Source organism: Thermanaerothrix daxensis, assembly GCF_001306145.1.
GTDB lineage: Bacteria > Chloroflexota > Anaerolineae > Anaerolineales > Anaerolineaceae > Thermanaerothrix > Thermanaerothrix daxensis.
This window is the reverse complement of the sequence record NZ_LGKO01000002.1, coordinates 291,806-311,040: the sequence shown is the minus strand read 5'-3', so window position 1 is coordinate 311,040 and position 19,235 is coordinate 291,806. Positions and strand designations below refer to the sequence as shown.

Genomic DNA, 19,235 nt, shown 5'->3' with positions numbered 1-19,235 from the left:
TGAGGGATTAGGAGGCTTCTATGGATCAAAATCAGCGTGCCCCCTTGCGCCAGCGCCTGGTTTCATGGTTCATCCTCTTCTTAGGTGGTCTTTACTTCTTTGTACCGCTCATTGCCACCATTGATTTCTCATTGCGAGCACGCAAAGGCGTGCTCAGTGCCCTGGCCTACCAGCGCGTGCTCAGTGATCCCCGCTTTGCCAGCGCATTTACGTTCTCGCTGGAAATGGCATTGCTAACGGTGGTGGTGGGTGTGATCCTCGTGGTACCCACTGCGTATTGGATTCGCCTGCGCCTCCCCCAACTGCGCCCGGTAGTGGAATTTATTACCCTGATGCCGTTTGTCGTGCCGGCGATTGTGCTGGTCTTCGGCTTGATACGTGTCTTTAGCCGCCCCCCTCTGCTGCTCACCAACTCCTTCACCGGCACACAGATTTTGCTGGTAGCCGGGTACGTGGTGCTGGTGCTGCCTTATCTCTACCGGGCTGTGGATACGGGCCTGCAAGCCATTGACATCCGCACCCTGACCGAAGCCGCGCAGAGCCTGGGTGCCGGCTGGTGGGTGATCATCACCCAGATTATCTTCCCCAACCTGCGCAGCGCCATCCTCAGCGGCGCCTTCCTGACCATTACCATTGTGATGGGCGAATTAACCATGGCCAGTTTCCTGGTTGGGTTAAGAGCCTTTGGGCCATATATGTCTCAGGTTGGGCAAAATCGCGCCTACGAAGGCGCAGCGCTGGCAGTGATCAGTTTCGCCCTCACCTGGGCGTTTACCATGCTTTTCCAGTTCGTGGGCCGGCGTGCCCTGGGTGGCGACCAGGCCTTTGGCGCACGTTAAATCCTTTTCGGTGAAGGGGATATGGCATATCTGAGCATTCGCAATCTCTCCAAACGCTTCGGTCAAACCCTGGCCGTCCGGGATTTCAACCTGGAGGTCGAGCGGGGAGAATTTGTCTCATTCCTCGGCCCCAGCGGTTGCGGTAAGACCACCACCTTGCGGATGATTGCCGGTTTTGAAACCCCCAGCAGTGGCAGCATCATTCTGGATGGCGTGGACATCACTTTCTTACCCCCGAACCGCCGCCACATCGGCATGGTCTTTCAATCCTATGCACTTTTCCCCAACCTGACCGTAGCCGATAACATCGCCTTTGGGCTTAAGGTCGCCAAACGCCCCCCGGAGGAGATCCGCAAAACGGTGGGGGAGATGCTCGACCTGATTCGCTTGAGCGGCTTTGAAAATCGCTATCCCTACCAGCTTTCGGGTGGGCAACAGCAACGGGTGGCGCTGGCGCGGGCGCTAGCCATCCAGCCACGGGTGCTACTGCTGGATGAGCCGCTTTCGGCCCTGGATGCCAAAATCCGGGTGGAATTGCGCTCGGAGATCCGTCGCATTCAACAGACGCTGGGAATCACTGCCATTTACGTGACCCACGACCAAGAAGAGGCTCTCTCGCTTTCGGATCGCGTTGTCGTCATGTACGAAGGCAAAATTGAGCAGGTGGGAACACCCTTTGAGGTCTATAACTACCCCCAGACCCGCTTTGTGGCCTCGTTTATCGGGCAACTCAACCTCATCCCGGTTACTGTCGAAGATCCCAAGCGCGGACTGGTTCGCTTTGGCAATTCGCTCCTCCAGGTTGATCCCGCCCCCCACCTGAATCGCGGGCAAACCGTGACCCTGGCACTGCGCCCAGAAGAGATGAACCTGGGACATATCGAGGGGCGTAATCACGTTGAGGGCCGGGTGTTGGATGTCATGTTCCTGGGTGCCATTGTGCGGGTACGCGTAGACCTGCAAGGACGCGAGGTTTTGGCCGATTTATTCAATGAGCGCCAATTGGCTTTGCCTCGCCCCGGTGACCAGGTCATAATCAACTTTCCTCCACATGCCTGCTGGATTATTAGCGAGGCTTGATCCCCACATAAAATCCAAACTGCCGAACGCCTGGTAGCCCAACCGGGCGTTTTCGTTTATCTAGAAGATTCATATAGAACGTTTATGTTTCATTAGCCAAATTCCAACAGTTCTCCCCTATGATCAGAGCAAGATTGGGCAAAGGAACAAGCCCAATAAGTCAATGGGAAAAAGTAAAGGAGGTAGATTATGATGATGTACATGCGCATGCCTTATGGTCGCTGGATGATGCGGCGCTGGCTGGATCGTGCTCTGAACGAGGAATGGCCTGAGGAATCCCCAACGGTATGGGTGCCGGTGGATGTGCGTGCAGATGATAACGGCTATGAGATCACCGCTCTCCTACCCGGCGTGAAAGCCGAAGACATCCAAATCCAGATTCAGGATAATACGGTCACATTACAGGGTGAGCTCAAGACCGAAGCCGACGAAAAGGCAACTTACATCCTGCGGGAACGCCCTCAAGGTCGCTTCATGCGAGTGATCCACCTGCCGGATGAACTGGATGCTGCCTCTGCTGAAGCCAGCCTCAAAGACGGGGTGCTGACACTACGCGTGCCCAAAGCCGCGGCTGCCCGCCCACGTACGATTAAAGTTGTGAGCCGATAACCCTCCCCTCCTGACTCCCACCTAAGTGTGGGAGTTGTATTTTTTATTATTGAGGCTTGCGACGCGGAAAGGTTCCAACTCACAATGGAGACAAGCCACCGGTCTTGATGACAAAGTAACACCGGACTCGCAGAGACAAAATCGCCCGACGGGGCAAGGTCATTGCCTGAACCTTACCCCGTCGGGTACAATGCAACGGCTTCCCCCTAAACGCCGGCACAGCGGATATCAGACAAGAAAACAAGCACCTCTAAACCATCTATCATTTGTCGAAAAGGTCTTCACGAGAGCGGCGTAGGAGATTGGCTCCGCGGGCAAGCACTTTTCGTTCCATCGCCTGCATTCCGTGAGACATGCGCTGGATAAGGTGTTCGTAGTGGGATCTCTCCTCAGCCGGCAAATATTTCGCCAGTTCACGATACACTCCTGTTAGTAAGCGGCTCGCTTCTTCATACCTGCCATCTCGTTCCAGTGCTAACGCCTCCAGACTGACATCTGCCAATCGGACACGGGCATAGCGCTCCATCACCCCCCGATTAATCGGGTCTGCCACCACCTCCGCCTGGCTCGCATAGTAGAACGTTAAACCCGCTGCTGATTCGAGGGGCCGATCGTCCCAGGAGGCGGCATGCACTTTAAACGACATCGCAAGTGCAGTTTCATTCCCAGCCGGTGGAAATTGCAATTGCACATACAACCGCAGTGAGCGCCCTGCCGCTAGATTCCCCAAGGCAAGCCGATAGCCGCCTTGTTCTTCGTAAAGACGCCATCCTCCAAAGACCTTAAAGGTAACCTCTTTGGGCAAAGTCATCTGAAGGGCGAGGTTCTTGGCTGTGATGGTCAGCAACTCACCAAATTCTTGTTCAAATATCTTCTGAGTATTTTCGGGGGAGTCAATGTAATAAAAGTTCCCATCCCCTTGTGTGGCCATGCGTTCCAGGAGGTGCTCGTTAAAATCCTCGCCAACTCCAAAGGTAGACGTGGATACCCCCCGTTGCGCCAACTGAGCCGCGTGATGGGCAAGTTCCTCAGGATCGGTCATCCCCACATTGGCCAGACCATCGGTCAACAGCAGCACGCGATTGATGGCATTGTCACTGGCTGCCTCGGCGACACGCTCGCACCCCGTCAGCCATCCACCAGCCAGATTGGTCATTCCCCCGCTCGTGATTCTGCGGATCTGCTCGCCCAGGAAAAGGCGGTGGCGACTGGTGAGGAATTCGTTCTTGCTAAGAGTCTCAACCTCGTCATCGTAAATCACCAGCCCGAGACGATCTGTAGGCTTTAGCAAATCCAGCAGATTGATAACCGTACGTTTGACATATGCTAACTTCCCACCGCTCATCGAACCGCTGCGGTCAATAACCAGGGTCAAATTGAGCGCTGGACGTTCGTCCTTTGCGGCTGATGATGCAGGGGCCGTGATCTCGATTTCAAGGATGCGTTGAGTAGGGGCCTCACGGGCAATTCGATACCCATCACCTGCTACGCGCAGGTGCAGCGCAGAAGCACTCATGCGACACCTCCTTATGAAAATTTACAAGACTTAGGACCTGAACAAACGGTGAATGAACTCGATCAGCCGATTAACCTTGCTCCTTAGCAGGGGATCACTCCCTACCCGAATGTGGACCTCGACATCGGGGGTCACCACAATGCGCTCCCAACAATTCGGCGAGGCTGTATCGGGGTCGCTGGTCTCCTCCCGCAGACGGTATAGCAGGCGTTGGACACGAATCTTGTCTCTTGGGTCATAAAATGGTTCTTCTGCAGGCTCTTCGATAGGCACCTCCCCCTTTCGAATCGCATCAATGTAGCGAAGTGCGCTCTCTCCTGGCTTTGATGGAGTCTCCTGTCGAGTTTGTTCAATCTGGTCAAGAAATTCACGCAGTTGCTCGGCGTTGAGGGTATTGAGCAGTACGTGAATTTCGCGCAGTGGAAGAAAGGCCTCCTTTAACCGCCGTATCACCTCCAAACGTTCCAGATGTTCTTCGCCATAGAGGGCATAACGTCCTTCTGTTGTATAGGGTGGAGGCAATAACCCCACATCGGTGTAGTAACGAATGGTGCGCGGAGTCACCCCACTAATTTCCGCCAGTTCGTGAATCAAATAGCGCTTTTTGGAAGTGAGAGACGGGTTTTCCATATCAATTATATTATATCAGTATTACGTAATAATGTAAAGGTGTCTCCTGGTTATCCCAATAAACCGCTAATACACTCTCCTGCTCAGCCAGCAAGGCCGATCTCAAACGCAAAGGGTATATAATTACTTGCATGGAAGATCCCATAATTCAGCAAATGCTTGCGGATCTCAACCTGCCCGCCTGGCATTACTATGAGGAAGTAGGATCCACCAATGATGTTGCTCTGGCCTGGTTGGAAGGCGGTGCGCCGGATGGGGCATTGGTGATCGCGGGTTCTCAGACGCAGGGACGTGGCCGGCTGGGGCGTACCTGGGTCACCGTTCCTGAAGCAGGGCTGGCTTTCACCTTGATCTTACGCCCTGACGCAGGATCTCCCCTGCCACCGGAGCGTCTGACGGCATTGGGGACCCTGGCAGTGGTCCAAGCCCTTGAAAGGGGGTACGGCTTGAATGCACAAATCAAATGGCCCAACGACGTCCTGATTACCGGACGTAAGGTCTGCGGCATTCTGGTTGAACTGGCCTGGGCCGATGATCGCTTGCAGGGGGCCGTTTTGGGGATTGGGATTAATGTAGGACGTGCCGCCGTCCCGCCTAGCCATTTGCTCCGCTACCCTGCCACCAGCCTGGAAGAAGCCCTGGGGCGTCCGATTTCGCGCTGGGAGGTACTGCGCCAGGTACTCGAGGCTTACCTTGCCTGGCGCGCACATCTGGCTTCCCCCGAATTTATGAGCGCCTGGGAAAACCGGTTGGCATTTCGGAATGAGTGGGTGCAGATTGAAGATGGGCTGAACCCACCGCTGATCGGGCGCCTGGTAGGATTGAGCCCCGCTGGACACCTGCACCTGCACCTGGAAGATGGGCGTGATCACTGGGTGACCGCCGGTGAGATTCGTCCACTCGAGTCATCATTCGCCGAATCCTCAGGAGGTGAGGATGCTTGACGATTTACGCAGTTCGATTGACTTTTCGTTTTCTGAAGAAGAGGAACCCACTCCCCCTTCAACGCGCCGCCGGCGGCGCAGAGGCCAGTTCTTAGGAATGACGGCTGCCCAGCGCTTTGTCCTTTCGCTCCTGCTTTTCCTGATGACCGTAGTGCTGGGCATGCTGTGTCTGGTGGTCACCGGGCGGATGATGTTATTCTGATCATCCGCCCGCGCGCAAATCGGCAGCCGCAATTCGGGCCAGGGAGGCCACAGTATCGCCTTTATCCAGCTCCATCAGACGCACCCCGCGCGCGGTACGCGTCATTCGGCGGATGTCCTTGACCTTCAACCGCAGCATCACCCCGCCAGCAGAGATCAAGGTAACTTCATCCTCTTCCTGCACCACCCGGGCAGCAGCCACAGGACCACTGGTTTTCATTGAGGCTGAAGGCAATGCAGCCACCCCCGATTTGGCTCGCGAGTGACGCGGAAAATCCTTGAGTGCAGTGCGCTTTCCAAAGCCCTTTTCGGTCACAATGAGCAGGTCAGCATCCGGGCGTACCACGTCCATAGAGGCCACGCGATCCCCGGGTTGCAGTTTCATGGCAATCACGCCCGCCGCCGGACGACCCATCGGACGCACTTCTTCCTCTCGAAAACGCAGAGCCTGCCCCTGAGCCGTGAGGATGATGAGTTCGTCCTTCCCGCTGGTCAGATGGACCCACCCCAGTTCATCCCCCTCTTCCAGCGTAATGGCAATCAACCCAGAAGCCCTCACATTGGTAAATTCATCCAGCGCTACCCGCTTGATCTTGCCGCGCACCGTGGTCATTGTGCAGTACTGAGCAGCCGAGAAGTCCGGCACCGCCACAGCAGCGGTGATGCGCTCACCGCTCTCCAGCGAAAGCACGTTGGTAATTGGCAAACCGCGGTCGGTACGCCCGGCATCTGGGATCTGGTACACCTTTTCAGCATACACCTTGCCCCGATCGGAGAAGAAAAGCACGGTGTGCAACGTGCGGGCCGCTAGAAGCATCAGGGTTTCATCTTCTTCCTTCAGGGCCTGGCCGGTAACGCCTCGCCCACCCCGATTTTGAGTACGGAAGGCCAGGGGAGAGACGCGCTTTATGTAGTTCTTCTGCGTCAGGATGATCAACACAGGCTCATCCTGGACCAAATCTTCCTCTTCAAAATCCTCTTTCTCACCGACCACGATGCGCGTACGGCGCTGATCGCCGTATTTCTCCGTTAATTCCTGCAAATCGGCTTTGATCGCTTTGAGCACCTTCTTGGGTGAGGCCAGCAATTCCTCCAGCGTAGCAATCTGCTTAAGCAGGGCTTTGTGCTCCTCCTCAATCTTCTTGCGCTCCAGGGCCGCCAGGCGGCGCAAGGGCATTTCGAGGATAGCCTGTGCCTGGGCTTCGCTGAGTTTAAATCGCGCCATCAAACGCTTGCGCGCCACATCCGCATCCGAGGATTGGCGAATGAGTTGAATCACCTCATCCAGATTGGCCAGAGCAATGAGCAAACCCTCAAGGATATGCGCACGCTGACGCGCCTTTTCCAGTTCAAAGCGTGAGCGGCGGACAATGACTTCGCGCCGGTGCTCGATGTAGATTTGCAGAGCACGTTTTAGCGAGAGTACGCGCGGTTCATTCTCCACCAGGGCCAGCAAATGCGCCCCGAAGGTGATCTGCAAGGGTGTGAATTTATATAACTGGTTGAGCACTTTCCGCGGTTGCGCGCCGCGCTTAAGTTCGATCACAATGCTCATACCGCGCCGATCCGATTCGTCTCGCAAATCGGAGATGGTGTCAATGCGTCCTTCACGCACCAGCTCGGCAATCCGCTCAATCAAACTGGCCTTATTGACCTGGAAGGGTATTTCGGTGATGATAATGGCAAAGCGCCCACCTCGGATCTCTTCAATGTGCGCTTGCCCGCGCACCGTCAGACGGGCTCGCCCGGTGGAATACATCTGACGAATGGCCTCTTGCCCCACAATCACCCCCCCGGTGGGAAAATCCGGGCCGGGCAGGAATTTCATCAGGTCATCTACGGTTATCTCATCAATCTGATCGTAGTGATCAATGACATACGCAATGGCGGCGCTGAGTTCGTTCAGGTTATGCGGCGGGATGTTCGTTGCCATTCCAACCGCAATTCCCGAAGCACCATTGAGCAGCAGATTGGGCAAGCGGGCAGGCAGAACAACCGGCTCTTTGAGTGAGCCATCAAAGTTATCGGTAAAATCCACAGTGTCTTTGTCAATGTCCGCCAGCATCTCCTCAGCCAGGGCATTCAGGCGGGCTTCCGTGTAACGCATGGCTGCAGGGGCGTCGCCATCAACCGAACCGAAGTTGCCCTGCCCATCCACCAGCGGGTAGCGCATGGAAAAATCCTGTGCCATGCGCGCCATGGCATCATAGACGGCCATGTCCCCGTGGGGGTGATACTTACCCAATACCTCACCCACAATACGCGCAGACTTCTTATAGGGAGCGTTCGAGCGCAAACCCAATTCGTGCATGGCATAAAGAATGCGCCGATGCACCGGCTTGAGACCATCGCGCGCATCGGGCAATGCCCGGGCTACGATCACGCTCATTGCATAATCCAGATACGCCGAGCGCATCTGTTCATCAATATCTACCGGGAAAACCGTGCCTACTTCCATCGTTTTCTCTCATTCCAAAAAATAAACCTGTTTTTAGGCAACATTAGGATTATACCGCACCCGGTGCGCGAGAGAAAAAATCTCTCGCAGGGGGCACCTGCGAGAGACGCGTTCCTTACCACCGAAAGGGCCACCCTCAATGTGAACCGTGCCTAGCCCTCCAGAATCCGCCGGAAAAACTCGGGTAAAGCAAAGGCCGCGCGGTGCACCTCCGGATTGAGATAGTTCATCTGGCCAGGCGGGTAGGGTTTGTTGAGCCCGTTCGTCCAGGGCACATCCGACATATACATAAACCCAATCCCACCACCCGGGTAGGTGGGCACCAGGGTGTAGTAGTAGGCGGGGGAGCGGAATAACGTCTTGGCAAAGCGGTAAATATCGCGGATCAGCGCCTGGTCGAAAAACATTTGCTCGCTTTGAATGGCAATCGCCCCGCCCGGATTAAGTGCTGCCGCCAGCCGACGGAAGAAATCCGGGCTAAAGAGCCTCTCCGCAGGTCCGATCGGGTCGGTGGTATCTGAGACGATCACATCAAATGTGTGAGGGGGATTCTCCAGGTAGGTGAAGGCATCCTGAAAGACCACCTCTGCCCGCGGATCACTGAAGGGATCGCCAAAGCCAGGGAAGTGCTCACGTGAGACCTCCACCACCCGCCGGTCCAATTCACACACGACCGCGCGCTCCACCGAAGGGTAACGCAAAACCTGCTGCAGGCTGCCGCCATCTCCACCGCCGACGATCAACACCGTGCGCGGATCCTCAACCGCCAGCATGGGTACGTGCGTGATCATCTCGTGGTAGCCAGCGTTGTCATACTCGGTGAGCTGAATGATCCCATCCAGGATCAGCACCTTGCCAAAGAATTCGGCTTCCACCAGTTGGAGGTGCTGGTAGGGCGTTTGCTCGTCCACCAGCACCTTCTTCACATGCAACGACTGGCGGTAGAAGGAATGGAGTTGCTCGGTAATCCAGGTCTCAGCCACGGTTGATGAACACTCCGCTGAATTTTCTGGCTCGGAAGGTCTCCACACAGAAGCGTGTGGCCACTTCGGGATCGAACTCTTTGCACGAGAAGATATCAAGGTAAGCAGCATTGGACTGATTGGCGAAGTGCCCAGTGATATTGCTGGTTTCAATGAGTTGAACCAGGGAATACCCGGTCACACGCGGGTCTTCACCAAAATTAACAATCAACGGCTCGCCAAAACGGCGCATGTGAATCAAGTCGCAAAGGTCAATGACGAACTGACGGATGACCTCCGCTGAGGTGATGCGCTCTGGATCGCATTCGTAGAGGTTAAGCACCAGGTGCCATCCCCACGGCTTTTCGCCCGTAGCCGGCACCCCCGGCTCTTCCATGATGTAGCGGACCAGGATTGGGGATTCCAGCGAGGCGTTCATGCTGGGCACTCCTCCCGGCAGACCGCAGAGCGGCTGACCACTTTGATCTGAGCGTCTTGAGCACCGAACAGGCTAATCAGTTTGTCCACCAACGGCTTGACATCAAGGTCCAGGTTACAGGTGAACAGGTCGATAGCGCAGTAACCATATTCCGGCCACGCATGCAAACTCGCATGGGACTCGGCCAACAAGAGAAAACACGTGAAACCATGCGGGCTGAAAGGATAGTAGCCCTCGCTGATAATGGTTAACCCACTATCTCTCACTGCCTGGAAGAACAAATCGCGGGAACGCTCGCTATCGTAGAGCAGTTCTCGGTTGCAGTTTGAGAGATCACAAATATAGTGTTCCCCCAAGCGCAGCTGCCCGTCCAACTGTCCATAAACCTCCTTCTTTTTGGAATAGATTGGCTGCAACGTCCGGGGTGGTCAGCCAGCAGGCTTCCTCCCGCTCGCTCAGGAAGGCGGATAAAAGATAGAGGGGGCCTCAGCAGGTAGGAAACCCACCAAAACCCCTTCCCCTTGCCCCGCCGCTGCCCGAGCGGGGAGTGGGCAGCAGTGAGGTGAAATCACCCCTTATCGTCTGCAGTCGGAGGTTTATTTTCAACGATATTGCCTAAAATGTCAATATTTTGGGGCCATTTTTTCACGGAATTAACCTGACCCTAACCTTTTATTTGATTTTTCTTAACCAGAAATCGTTAAAATCAAAAAAAATTCCAATGAGATTTGCCCCATGAGCGTGAAACGCGTTCTATTTTTGTGCACCGGCAATTCTGCCCGCAGTCAGATGGCAGAAGCCCTGCTGCGCCATTATGCTGGGGACTGGTTCGAGGTTTACAGCGCCGGGATTGAGCCCAAGGGCATCCACCCCATGACTTTGAAAGTCCTGGCTGAATTGGGCATTGACGCCAGCCAGCAGACCTCCAAATCCTTGCAAGTATATCAAGGGAAATTAGCCTTCGATTACCTGATCACCGTCTGTGCAGATGCTGAGAGGAATTGCCCGTATTTTCCCGGCCAGGGGGTGCGCCTGCACTGGCCGTTTGAAGACCCAGCCGCGTGCGAGGGCAGTGAAGAGGTCCGACTACAGAAATTTCGCCAGGTCCGAGACCAGATTGCGGCACGTATCCGCGCCTGGCTGGATGAACTGGGCCTTTTGACCAACACACCCGGATAAAGTTTTTTCTCTCTGCGTTTCGTGCCCGCTCCAATACCCTTAGGAAGAATGGACAGGCTCGCCTCAGGCTGCCAAAACGTGGTAAACTTACTCTGCTGAAGTCTACTGGTAGCAAGAGAGGCGATCACCCATGCCCGTGATTTATCCGTTTACTGCCATTGTGGGTCAGGAGCAAATGAAACGCGCCCTGATCCTAAACGCCATTGATCCGCGCATTGGGGGCGTTCTCATCCGGGGTGAGCGTGGCACGGCCAAGTCCACTGCCGCGCGTGCACTGGCGGCATTGCTCCCGCACATCAAAGTGATCGCAGACTGCCGCTTTGGCTGTGATCCGGACACCCCCGCCACCTGGTGCACGGAATGCCGCGAACGCGCCGCCCGAGGCGAGGAACTTCCGGTAACTACACGGCCCATTCCTTTCGTGAATCTGCCCATTTCGGCCACGGAAGACCGTGTGGTGGGAACGCTTGATATCGAGAAAGCCATTCAGAAAGGGGAACGACATTTCGAACCGGGGGTGCTGGCTGCCGCCAATCGCGGCTTGCTCTATATTGACGAAGTCAATCTGCTTGATGACCACGTAGTGGATATCCTGCTCGATTCGGCGGCCATGGGGGTCAACATTATCGAACGTGAGGGGATTTCCTTCAGTCACCCCGCGCGTTTTATCCTGGTGGGAACGATGAACCCGGAAGAGGGAGAACTGCGCCCGCAGTTACTGGATCGCTTTGCACTTTCGGTCGAAATCCGTGGTATCCGTGACCCCCGCGAGCGGGTGTTGATCATCGAACGCAATCTGGCTTTCGAAGCCAACCCGGAGGGCTTCCGCCAGGAGTGGTTACCCAAAGAACAGGAACTCTCACGCCAGATTGAGCAAGCCAGGCAACTGCTTAATCGAGTCACCTACACGTCGCGTGACCTGCTGGCCATTGCCTCCCTCACGGCCTCTCTCAACGTGGATGGTCATCGCGCCGATATGGTCATTCTCAAAGCCGCCCGGGCTCATGCTGCCTTCGAGGGCCGCACCAGCGTGAGCGGCCGCGATATTGCCTTAGCCGCCGAACTGGCCCTGCCGCATCGCCTCAAGCGAGCGCCCTTCCAGCAAGCCGAAATGACCATGGAAGAATTGCAAGATCGCATCGAGCAACTGCAAGGCGCGAGCAGCACCGGCAAACACACCGAGCCAATGCCCACGCGTGAAGAAGAGGCTGCCCGGCAAAAAAAAACTTAACTGACCAGACCCTGGGGCAAGAAACGCAGGAACAGGCCCCACCGCAACCGACGCAACGAGAGGATATCTTTCGTCAGGATAGCGCCATATGGTGGGATGGCGGCCAGGTCGTCCGGGCCGCGCAACCCTTTGAACCACGGCGTCTGGATACCCCACTGGATAAGATGATGCGTCGCTTCGCCGGACGCCGTTCGCGCACCCGCACCGAACGCAAGCGTGGGCGTTACATTCAAGCCCGCCCCGCTAATGGCCCCATCGATGACCTGGCATTTGATGCCACGCTCCGCGCCGCCGCCCCTTTTCAGAAAGAACGTAGTGAGGAACGCAAGCAGGTGGCCTTCTCGATCCACCGCAGTGATCTGATGCGCAAAATTCGCGTGCGCCGCGCTGCCAACCTGATCCTTTTTGTGGTAGATGCCTCGTGGTCCATGGCAGTGGCTGAGCGTATGCAAGCCACCAAAGGCGCGATCCTTTCCCTGCTTAATGATGCCTACCAACGGCGTGACCGTGTGGGCTTAATTGTCTTTCAGAAGGACCGCGCAACTTTGGTTCTCCCCCCTACCAACTCCGTGACGCTGGCGCAAACCGCGCTGGCCGATATCCCGGTGGGTGGAAAAACCCCCCTCTCCGCCGGCTTGAAACTGGCCCTGGAAGTGCTCCAGCGCGAGCGCTTGCGCCACCCCGATGTGATGCCCCTGTTAATTGTCCTGACCGATGGTGCGGGTAACGTCTCCATCAGCCACCTTCCGCCGCTTGAGGAAGCCTATTTATACGCCGATGAGATCGCCCGAGAAGGTGTGCACAGCATTGTGATCAACATGGAACACATGGCCTTCGACCAGGGGCTGGCACAAGCCCTGGCCGATCACCTCAAAGCCCCCTGCTACACTGCCGGGGAGATGCGCGCCGAAAACCTCTACTACACCGTACGGCAGGAACTAAACGCCCGCACCCCTCCCGCCACCCTGGAAGACCGACGCTAAGGAGAGTTTTTTGGCCCTTCCAAGCCCGTAGTAGAATCAACGGCGGCCCATTCGGGGTAGAATTGGGAGTATGAAGACCTCTCCCATGATTCGCGTTCCCATGTCCTCACCTGACTTGAGCGACCTGGAACGACAGGCCGTCATGCAGGTGCTGCATACCCCCACCTTGAGCATGGGGGAACAAATTGAGGCCTTCGAAGCAGCGTTTTGTCGCTACTTGGGGGCCAAACATGCCATCGGAGTCAATTCCGGCACCGCCGCGCTCCACTTGTGCCTCTTAGCAGCCGGCATTGGTCCCGACGATTGGGTGCTCACCACACCTTTCTCCTTCGTGGCTTCCACAAACGTAATCCTTTATGTCAACGCCCTCCCTATATTCGTGGATGTAGAGCCAACCACTGGTAACATTGATCTCACGCAAGCCGCTCAGGCCATCCAAGATCTCATCGAAGGGGGAACCGCAGCCCGACGTTGGCTACCTCGCCGGGGAGTGGGACGACGAAAAGGGCAGTTGAAAGCCATTTTGGGGATTGATGTGTTCGGGCAACCCGCCGATTGGGACACCTTACGGGCTTTGGCTGCTCCTTACGGGCTTAAATTGATCGAAGATTCTTGTGAAGCCTTGGGAGCCGAGTATAAGGGGCGGAAAGTCGGGCTGTTAGGTGATTACGGCACTTTTGGCTTCTACCCCAATAAGCAAATCACCACCGGTGAAGGCGGAATGATTGTGACCAACGACGACGAAGGAGCCTCGCTGATGCGCGCACTGCGCAACCAGGGGCGTGCTCCTGGCGACACCTGGTTGCAGCACACTTATCTGGGATACAACTACCGCCTGGATGAACTCAGCGCCGCCCTGGGATTGGCTCAAATGCAACGTCTGGAAGAACTTCTTCGCAGGCGCGAGCAGGTGGCTGCCTGGTATAACCAGCGCCTGCAAAACATCCCGGGCGTTGAAATCCCCTATATTGCCTCCCAGACGACTCGCATGTCCTGGTTTGTTTATGTGATCCGCTTGGCTCCCGGCATTGACCGCGCCGGGGTAGCCAGCCGTCTGGCCGAACGAGGTATACCGGTGCGTCCCTATTTCCTGCCCATCCACCTGCAGCCTTACATGCAGACCCGTTTTGGCTACCGGCAGGGAGATTTTCCGGTGACCGAAGACCTGGGCGAACGCGGCCTGGCGCTGCCCTTCTCCGGCGTAATGTCGGAAGACCAGGTGGATTATGTCTGTGATGCATTACGACAAGTGTTATAGGCGCCATGAACGAAAGCGACTTCTGGGTTTTTCATCCTCCCCGTCAGCGTGGTACCTGGATCCACGGCCTGGCATTCGTGCTCAGCCTCGTGCTCGTGGGCCTTGCCCTCAGCCAGTTGGTGGAGCAACGCCCTGGCCCACGCTGGTTGGTTTGGCTGATCCTGGCCACGACGGGGGGACTGGGAAGCCTGTGGTTCGGCTACCGCTTAGGAGCCCTCTGGCGAGCCACCTACCACATTGAACGCGATGGTCTCCGCCTGCGGTGGGGATTGCGTGTTGAGCACCTTCCCCTCGAAGAGGTGGAGTGGATTCGCCCTGGTAGCGAACTGGGCTTTGCCCTGCCCTTGCCATTCTTTGCCTGGCCCGGGGCCATCCTTGGCAGTCGAAAGGTACCTGAACTGGGGGAAGTAGAATTTCTGGCCTCCGAAACAGACACCTTATTGCTCATTGCAACCCCTCAGCGGGTGCTGGCCATCTCTCCTGCCGACCCGCGGGCTTTTATGCGTGCCTTCCGCCAGGCTCTGGAAATGGGTAGCCTTAGCCCCTTAGCCCCTTATTCTGCCCGCCCGGCTGCCTTTCTCGGACATTTGTGGCAAGATGCCCGAGCACGTCTGCTCATCATCGCAGGTCTCATGCTCCTCGTGGGGTTGCTCACCCTTGCCAGTTTATTGGCCGCCTCTCGCCTCACCATCAGCTTGGGATACACCCCTCAAGGCCAACCCCTACCTCCGGTGCCTGCCCAACGCCTGATGCTGCTGCCCATCTTGGGCGCCCTCACTTATGGCAGCGGCTTTGCCCTGGGGCTTTACTTCTACCGCCAGGAAGAGGGACGGGCTAAAGCCTATCTGTTGTGGGGGGGTGGAATCGTGACCCTGACTCTTTTGCTGATCACCTGTGCCCTGACCATTTGGGCATAAGATATTTTGCGCCAATTTACCAAATATCCGCCTGCCATACCATACGAGAAAATGAATTCCGAAAGAACGTCCCTATGCCCAAGATGTTTATATTCAACCCCTTACAAATAGGCCTGGGACTCGGCCTGGCCTTGATCATCAGCCTGCTGGCCTACCGTCTTCGCGCACTCAGCGGAAGCGGCGCCCTTGCGGCCACATTGCTCGGGGGGCTCAATTTTGGCCTGGGAGGCCTGTCATGGGCCGTATTGCTCCTGGGGTTCTTCACTACCTCCACCTTCTTCTCGCGCCTGGCCCGCGCCCGCAAAGCCACCTTGGGGGAAAAATATGCCAAAGGTGACCGACGAGATGCCTGGCAGGTGCTGGCGAATGGCGGGATCGCCGGGCTGGCCGTGATCCTCCACGCCTGGCAACCCGCATCACTCTGGCCCTGGCTGGCGGGTGCAGCCGCCCTGGCAGCCGCTAATGCGGATACCTGGGCCACAGAGTTAGGCGTACTTTCGTCCGCGCCTCCCCGCCGCATTCTGGGTGGACAGCGCGTTGAACCGGGCAGTGCTGGCGGCATCACCCTGCTGGGCACATTGGCTGCTTTGGGCGGTGCCATGTGGATTGCATTGCTGGCGGTTCTCTTTCCCCCACCCCTTTTGAAATTTCAACTCCCCACCCCGGTAACGCTGTTCCTCATCACGCTGAGCGGCCTGTTCGGCAGTCTGGTGGACTCACTGCTCGGCGCCAGCGTGCAAGCCATGTACTATTGCCCCGCCTGCCGCAAGGAAACTGAGCGCCATCCACATCATGGCTGCGGTGAGCAGACCACCTACCTGCGCGGTTGGCGCTGGCTGAGCAATGATGGCGTCAACGCAATGTGCACTCTCAGCGCAGCGTTGCTGGCAGGGGTAATCGGACTCTCTCTGCACGTAACTCCTGCGTTACCCTTCAGGAGCGCTCATCCCCCTCAAACCCGGCGGCCTCCTTCTGAGCAGCCCTGCCTTTGCTCAGGGGAATACCATTCCCGTTCGCTACACCTGCGATGGCAAAGATCTCTCACCCGCGTTATCCTGGGATGCAGTGCCAGAGGTAACCAGTTACGCTCTGATCATGGAGGATCCCGATGCGCCGCTGGGCACGTTCACTCACTGGGTGCTCTACAACATTCCCCCTGAGCGTCAGTCATTGCCAGAAGGACTCCCCGCGCAGGAAACCCTGCCCGGGATCGGTGTGCAGGGACGCAACGACTTTGGCCGATTCGGCTACGGCGGCCCATGCCCACCCCCAGGGCCACCCCATCGCTATCGCTTTATCCTCTACGGGCTGAATCTCCCCGCTACCTTACCCAAGGGGCTGGACAGAACCTCCCTGCTCCGTGCCATCAAGGATCGCATTCTGTTTTCAGCGACCCTGGAGGGGCAATACGGCAGGTAGCGTTCTGCTGACATGACAAACATCATACCACTACAGGTTATTTGTCACTTCATACCCGGCTCAGATTCCTTATAAACGTCACCCCGTTCAGGGATTATCCCTCTATCTTCTTCACTAACGGGGAGAGACAACCCCCCGTATAATAATCTTGCCATCCCCATTTCCGGTTGAGAGGACTGCGATGCCCGAAGAAGATCCTCGAATTCTCGAACTGCGCGCCATGCGCGAGAAGGTGCGCCTGGCTGGCGGCGAAGAGCGCATCGCCCGCCAGCATGCCCGCGGCAAGCTAACTGCGCGCGAGCGAATTGAATTGCTCTTCGATCCCGGCACATTTCACGAACTGGAGCCCTACGTCCAGCAGCGCGATGATGTGCTGACAGGACAGGCCGATAAAACATTTGGTGATGGAGTGATCACCGGTTTCGGCCAGATAGAGGGGCGCGTGGTCTATGCCTACGCCCAGGATTTCACCGTCCAGGGCGGCTCATTGGGCGAAATGCACGGGCAAAAGATTGCCCGCGTGATGGATCTGGCGGTAGCCAGTGGCGCGCCCATTGTGGGTCTGATTGACTCCGGCGGCGCCCGCATTCAGGAGGGCGTGCGCAGTCTCGGCGGCTACGCGCAGGTCTTTCTGCGCAATGCTCGCTATTCGGGGGTGATCCCGCAAATTAGCCTGATAATGGGACCTTGTGCGGGTGGTGCCTCGTACTCTCCCGCCGTAACCGACTTGATCATCATGGTTGAAAAGCAGTCCTACATGTTCCTCACCGGCCCGGACGTGATTAAGGCAGTAACGGGCGAGGTGGTAGACTTTGAAACCCTGGGTGGCGCTGACGTTCATCTTGGTATTAGCGGACTGGCACACCTCAAGGCCCCTAATGACCAGGAAGCCATTGCCCTCTGCCGCCGCCTGCTCACTTACTTGCCCGCCAACAGCATGGAAAATCCACCTTACACCCAACCGGAAGATGATCCGGAACGCATGGACGAAGCCCTCAATGCGCTGGTGCCGTTGGATCCCACGGTGCCTTACAGCATGCACGAAGTGATCGCGCGTGTTATGGACCGGGGTACCTTTATTGAGTTGCAACCCACCTTTGCCCAAAACGCCATCATCGGCCTGGCGCGCCTGGGCGGGTACGTAGTCGGAATAGTGGCGCAGGAGCCCTCCATCATGGCGGGCGTGCTGGATATTGACTCCTCAGATAAAATTGCCCGCTTTGTGCGCTTCTGCGATGCGTTTAACATTCCCCTGATCACGTTTGTGGATTCGCCGGGTTTCCTGCCCGGCACAGACCAGGAGCATCGCGGGGTCATCCGCCATGGTGCTAAGGTGCTCTATGCTTACTCCGTCGCCACTGTACCCAAGATCAGCGTCATCACCCGCAAGGCCTACGGCGGCGCCTACGTGGTCTTAAGCAGCAAGTTCATGGGCGGCGACCTGGCTTTCGCCTGGCCAAGCGCCGAGATCGCTGTTATGGGCCCGGAAGGGGCGGTCAATATCCTCTTCCGTAAGCAAATCGAAGGGGCTGAAGACCCTGCACAGGAGCGAGTGCGCCTGGTCGAGGAGTACCGGAAACGCTTCCTGACCCCCTATGCTGCTGCCAGCGCCGGCTACATTGACGATGTGATCGAACCGCGCGAGACACGTCCTAAACTGATCGCAGCCCTGCACGCCTTGCGTGAGAAAAGCACCACCCCGGTGCGCAAGCACGGCAACCTGCCACTTTAAACACGAGAATAGGTTGTGCGTATGGAAACGCCGATAACTCAAGGCTTGTTGATTACCCTGGTGGGCATGGGCTTAGTCTTTCTGGCCTTGCTCTTAATGTGGCTGCTTATGGATGTTATGGTACGCATGTTCTCTAGGTCAAAGCAAACATCCGCACCAGAAGAGGTCCAAACGGAAGCCACACCACTTGAAACTGCGGAAGTTCTCAGAGAGCGCCGCCGTCGAGCGGCAGTAGCTGCCGTGAGCGTTGCCCTGAGCCTCCAGCCCCACCAACGTGCACGCGCACCCCTTTCCCCCTATTCATCCACTCCCAGCCCCTGGCAATTGGCGGATCGCTTGAGCCGCTGCGCTCCGACCGGACAACCCCATTTACGCAAACCCCGAGGTACTGCCCGATGAAACTGCGCATCAAAATAGACGATCAAATCTTCACGGTAGAGGTGGGAGACCTTACCGCTCGCCCCATTCGCGTGACGGTAGACGGTGAGGTCTTTGAAGTCTGGCCCGAAGAAGAAACTGAAAACATCCCGACGTCCGTCTCCCTTCCCGTTCCCCCACCGCCCCCCATTACGGCACCTTGCGCCCCCTCACCGACACCCGCCCCCTCTAACCAGGCTGGTAAACACTGCGTCAAGGCACCTTTGCCGGGCGTGATTACCGCCGTTGCCGTACGCGCAGGTGACCAGGTCCAATACGGACAAGAACTACTTACCCTTGAAGCCATGAAAATGAAAAACGCCATCCGCGCCACGCGTGCCGGTACCATCGCGGCCGTGCATGTTCAGGTGGGTGAGCAAGTCCAGCACGGACAGGTCTTGCTGGAATTCGCCGACTGAGA

Annotated in this window: 20 protein-coding genes and 1 pseudogene; 15 read left to right on the top strand and 6 right to left on the bottom strand. The window is 56.9% G+C overall.

Annotated elements, in window-relative coordinates; translation table 11 throughout:
* Nucleotides 1-20 precede the first annotated feature (20 nt).
* From SE15_RS01535 to SE15_RS01525, 3 genes are all read left to right on the top strand, one after another.
* The gene (locus tag SE15_RS01535; protein WP_054520341.1) at nucleotides 21-839 is read left to right on the top strand and encodes an ABC transporter permease; all 819 of its coding nucleotides are present in this window, start codon (nucleotides 21-23) and stop codon (nucleotides 837-839) included.
* A 21-nt stretch (nucleotides 840-860) separates the two neighbouring features.
* On the top strand, nucleotides 861-1,919 hold the full coding sequence (locus SE15_RS01530) for an ABC transporter ATP-binding protein (protein ID WP_054520340.1): 1,059 nt from the start codon (nucleotides 861-863) through the stop codon (nucleotides 1,917-1,919).
* A gap of 189 nt (nucleotides 1,920-2,108) precedes the next feature.
* Nucleotides 2,109-2,528, top strand: coding sequence for an Hsp20/alpha crystallin family protein (locus SE15_RS01525; RefSeq protein WP_054520339.1), 420 nt, complete (start codon nucleotides 2,109-2,111; stop codon nucleotides 2,526-2,528).
* Between the two features lie 262 nt (nucleotides 2,529-2,790).
* Here the strand turns inward: SE15_RS01525 and SE15_RS01520 are convergent, their stop codons facing one another.
* Both SE15_RS01520 and SE15_RS01515 read right to left on the bottom strand, forming a co-directional pair.
* Nucleotides 2,791-4,044, bottom strand: coding sequence for a vWA domain-containing protein (locus SE15_RS01520; RefSeq protein WP_054520338.1), 1,254 nt, complete (start codon nucleotides 4,042-4,044; stop codon nucleotides 2,791-2,793).
* Between the two features lie 30 nt (nucleotides 4,045-4,074).
* Nucleotides 4,075-4,674 carry a helix-turn-helix domain-containing protein gene (locus SE15_RS01515; RefSeq protein WP_054520337.1) on the bottom strand — a complete coding sequence of 200 codons (600 nt, stop codon included), beginning with the start codon at nucleotides 4,672-4,674 and terminating at the stop codon, nucleotides 4,075-4,077.
* 131 nt (nucleotides 4,675-4,805) lie between these two features.
* Here SE15_RS01515 and SE15_RS01510 point away from each other — a divergent pair, with 131 nt between their 5' ends.
* Complete coding sequence (locus tag SE15_RS01510; RefSeq protein ID WP_054520336.1) at nucleotides 4,806-5,618, top strand: biotin--[acetyl-CoA-carboxylase] ligase; 813 nt, start codon at nucleotides 4,806-4,808, stop codon at nucleotides 5,616-5,618.
* On the top strand, nucleotides 5,611-5,820 hold the full coding sequence (locus SE15_RS01505; protein WP_054520335.1) for a hypothetical protein: 210 nt from the start codon (nucleotides 5,611-5,613) through the stop codon (nucleotides 5,818-5,820). Before SE15_RS01510 ends, SE15_RS01505 begins: the two co-directional genes overlap by 8 nt.
* On the opposite strand, the gene gyrA is transcribed toward SE15_RS01505, so the two are convergent.
* From gyrA to speD (SE15_RS01485), 4 genes are all read right to left on the bottom strand, one after another.
* Nucleotides 5,821-8,277, bottom strand: a complete 2,457-nt coding sequence (gyrA, locus tag SE15_RS01500; protein ID WP_054520334.1) for a DNA gyrase subunit A — start codon at nucleotides 8,275-8,277, stop codon at nucleotides 5,821-5,823.
* Between the two features lie 152 nt (nucleotides 8,278-8,429).
* Nucleotides 8,430-9,260, bottom strand: coding sequence for a polyamine aminopropyltransferase (gene speE, locus SE15_RS01495; protein WP_054520333.1), 831 nt, complete (start codon nucleotides 9,258-9,260; stop codon nucleotides 8,430-8,432).
* Nucleotides 9,253-9,678, bottom strand: coding sequence for an S-adenosylmethionine decarboxylase (gene speD / locus SE15_RS01490; RefSeq protein ID WP_054520332.1), 426 nt, complete (start codon nucleotides 9,676-9,678; stop codon nucleotides 9,253-9,255). The genes speE and speD (SE15_RS01490) overlap by 8 nt, the downstream gene beginning before the upstream one ends.
* Nucleotides 9,675-10,052, bottom strand: a complete 378-nt coding sequence (speD, locus tag SE15_RS01485; protein WP_160316639.1) for an adenosylmethionine decarboxylase — start codon at nucleotides 10,050-10,052, stop codon at nucleotides 9,675-9,677. The genes speD (SE15_RS01490) and speD (SE15_RS01485) overlap by 4 nt, the downstream gene beginning before the upstream one ends.
* 361 nt (nucleotides 10,053-10,413) lie before the next feature.
* Between speD (SE15_RS01485) and SE15_RS01480 the strand changes: the two genes are divergently transcribed.
* From SE15_RS01480 to SE15_RS01440, 10 genes and pseudogenes are all read left to right on the top strand, one after another.
* Nucleotides 10,414-10,857 (top strand): arsenate reductase ArsC, encoded by a 444-nt coding sequence (locus SE15_RS01480; protein ID WP_201778038.1) that lies wholly within the window; start codon nucleotides 10,414-10,416, stop codon nucleotides 10,855-10,857.
* A 130-nt stretch (nucleotides 10,858-10,987) separates the two neighbouring features.
* Nucleotides 10,988-12,088 carry an ATP-binding protein gene (locus tag SE15_RS01475; protein WP_054520330.1) on the top strand — a complete coding sequence of 367 codons (1,101 nt, stop codon included), beginning with the start codon at nucleotides 10,988-10,990 and terminating at the stop codon, nucleotides 12,086-12,088.
* Between the two features lie 167 nt (nucleotides 12,089-12,255).
* On the top strand, nucleotides 12,256-13,071 hold the full coding sequence (locus tag SE15_RS01470) for a vWA domain-containing protein (RefSeq protein ID WP_236689966.1): 816 nt from the start codon (nucleotides 12,256-12,258) through the stop codon (nucleotides 13,069-13,071).
* Between the two features lie 70 nt (nucleotides 13,072-13,141).
* Nucleotides 13,142-14,329 carry a DegT/DnrJ/EryC1/StrS family aminotransferase gene (locus SE15_RS01465; protein WP_236689965.1) on the top strand — a complete coding sequence of 396 codons (1,188 nt, stop codon included), beginning with the start codon at nucleotides 13,142-13,144 and terminating at the stop codon, nucleotides 14,327-14,329.
* 5 nt (nucleotides 14,330-14,334) lie between these two features.
* The gene (locus SE15_RS01460) at nucleotides 14,335-15,246 is read left to right on the top strand and encodes a PH domain-containing protein (RefSeq protein ID WP_054520328.1); all 912 of its coding nucleotides are present in this window, start codon (nucleotides 14,335-14,337) and stop codon (nucleotides 15,244-15,246) included.
* A 74-nt stretch (nucleotides 15,247-15,320) separates the two neighbouring features.
* A pseudogene (locus tag SE15_RS01455) lies at nucleotides 15,321-16,115 on the top strand (DUF92 domain-containing protein); the annotation flags it as partial.
* A gap of 52 nt (nucleotides 16,116-16,167) precedes the next feature.
* Complete coding sequence (locus SE15_RS13970) at nucleotides 16,168-16,665, top strand: YbhB/YbcL family Raf kinase inhibitor-like protein (protein WP_330218233.1); 498 nt, start codon at nucleotides 16,168-16,170, stop codon at nucleotides 16,663-16,665.
* Nucleotides 16,666-16,846: 181 nt separating this feature from the next.
* Nucleotides 16,847-18,397, top strand: coding sequence for an acyl-CoA carboxylase subunit beta (locus tag SE15_RS01450; RefSeq protein WP_152965500.1), 1,551 nt, complete (start codon nucleotides 16,847-16,849; stop codon nucleotides 18,395-18,397).
* A gap of 21 nt (nucleotides 18,398-18,418) precedes the next feature.
* The gene (locus tag SE15_RS01445) at nucleotides 18,419-18,796 is read left to right on the top strand and encodes an OadG family transporter subunit (RefSeq protein ID WP_054520326.1); all 378 of its coding nucleotides are present in this window, start codon (nucleotides 18,419-18,421) and stop codon (nucleotides 18,794-18,796) included.
* Nucleotides 18,793-19,233 carry a biotin/lipoyl-containing protein gene (locus SE15_RS01440; protein ID WP_054520325.1) on the top strand — a complete coding sequence of 147 codons (441 nt, stop codon included), beginning with the start codon at nucleotides 18,793-18,795 and terminating at the stop codon, nucleotides 19,231-19,233. Before SE15_RS01445 ends, SE15_RS01440 begins: the two co-directional genes overlap by 4 nt.
* Nucleotides 19,234-19,235: the final 2 nt, after the last annotated feature.

Bases quoted from the DNA above. Each gene is read 5' to 3' on its own strand.
- SE15_RS01470 (WP_236689966.1), top strand. From the start codon at position 12,256: ATGCGTCGCTTCGCCGGACGCCGTTCGCGCACCCGCACCGAACGCAAG.
- SE15_RS01480 (WP_201778038.1), top strand. From the start codon at position 10,414: ATGAGCGTGAAACGCGTTCTATTTTTGTGCACCGGCAATTCTGCCCGC.
- gyrA (WP_054520334.1), bottom strand. From the start codon at position 8,277: ATGGAAGTAGGCACGGTTTTCCCGGTAGATATTGATGAACAGATGCGC.
- SE15_RS01530 (WP_054520340.1), top strand. From the start codon at position 861: ATGGCATATCTGAGCATTCGCAATCTCTCCAAACGCTTCGGTCAAACC.
- SE15_RS01515 (WP_054520337.1), bottom strand. From the start codon at position 4,674: ATGGAAAACCCGTCTCTCACTTCCAAAAAGCGCTATTTGATTCACGAA.
- SE15_RS01450 (WP_152965500.1), top strand. From the start codon at position 16,847: ATGCCCGAAGAAGATCCTCGAATTCTCGAACTGCGCGCCATGCGCGAG.
- SE15_RS01460 (WP_054520328.1), top strand. From the start codon at position 14,335: ATGAACGAAAGCGACTTCTGGGTTTTTCATCCTCCCCGTCAGCGTGGT.
- SE15_RS01505 (WP_054520335.1), top strand. From the start codon at position 5,611: ATGCTTGACGATTTACGCAGTTCGATTGACTTTTCGTTTTCTGAAGAA.
- SE15_RS01520 (WP_054520338.1), bottom strand. From the start codon at position 4,044: ATGAGTGCTTCTGCGCTGCACCTGCGCGTAGCAGGTGATGGGTATCGA.
- SE15_RS01445 (WP_054520326.1), top strand. From the start codon at position 18,419: ATGGAAACGCCGATAACTCAAGGCTTGTTGATTACCCTGGTGGGCATG.
- SE15_RS01510 (WP_054520336.1), top strand. From the start codon at position 4,806: ATGGAAGATCCCATAATTCAGCAAATGCTTGCGGATCTCAACCTGCCC.
- SE15_RS01465 (WP_236689965.1), top strand. From the start codon at position 13,142: ATGAAGACCTCTCCCATGATTCGCGTTCCCATGTCCTCACCTGACTTG.
- SE15_RS01440 (WP_054520325.1), top strand. From the start codon at position 18,793: ATGAAACTGCGCATCAAAATAGACGATCAAATCTTCACGGTAGAGGTG.
- SE15_RS01535 (WP_054520341.1), top strand. From the start codon at position 21: ATGGATCAAAATCAGCGTGCCCCCTTGCGCCAGCGCCTGGTTTCATGG.
- SE15_RS01475 (WP_054520330.1), top strand. From the start codon at position 10,988: ATGCCCGTGATTTATCCGTTTACTGCCATTGTGGGTCAGGAGCAAATG.
- speD (WP_054520332.1), bottom strand. From the start codon at position 9,678: ATGAACGCCTCGCTGGAATCCCCAATCCTGGTCCGCTACATCATGGAA.
- SE15_RS01525 (WP_054520339.1), top strand. From the start codon at position 2,109: ATGATGATGTACATGCGCATGCCTTATGGTCGCTGGATGATGCGGCGC.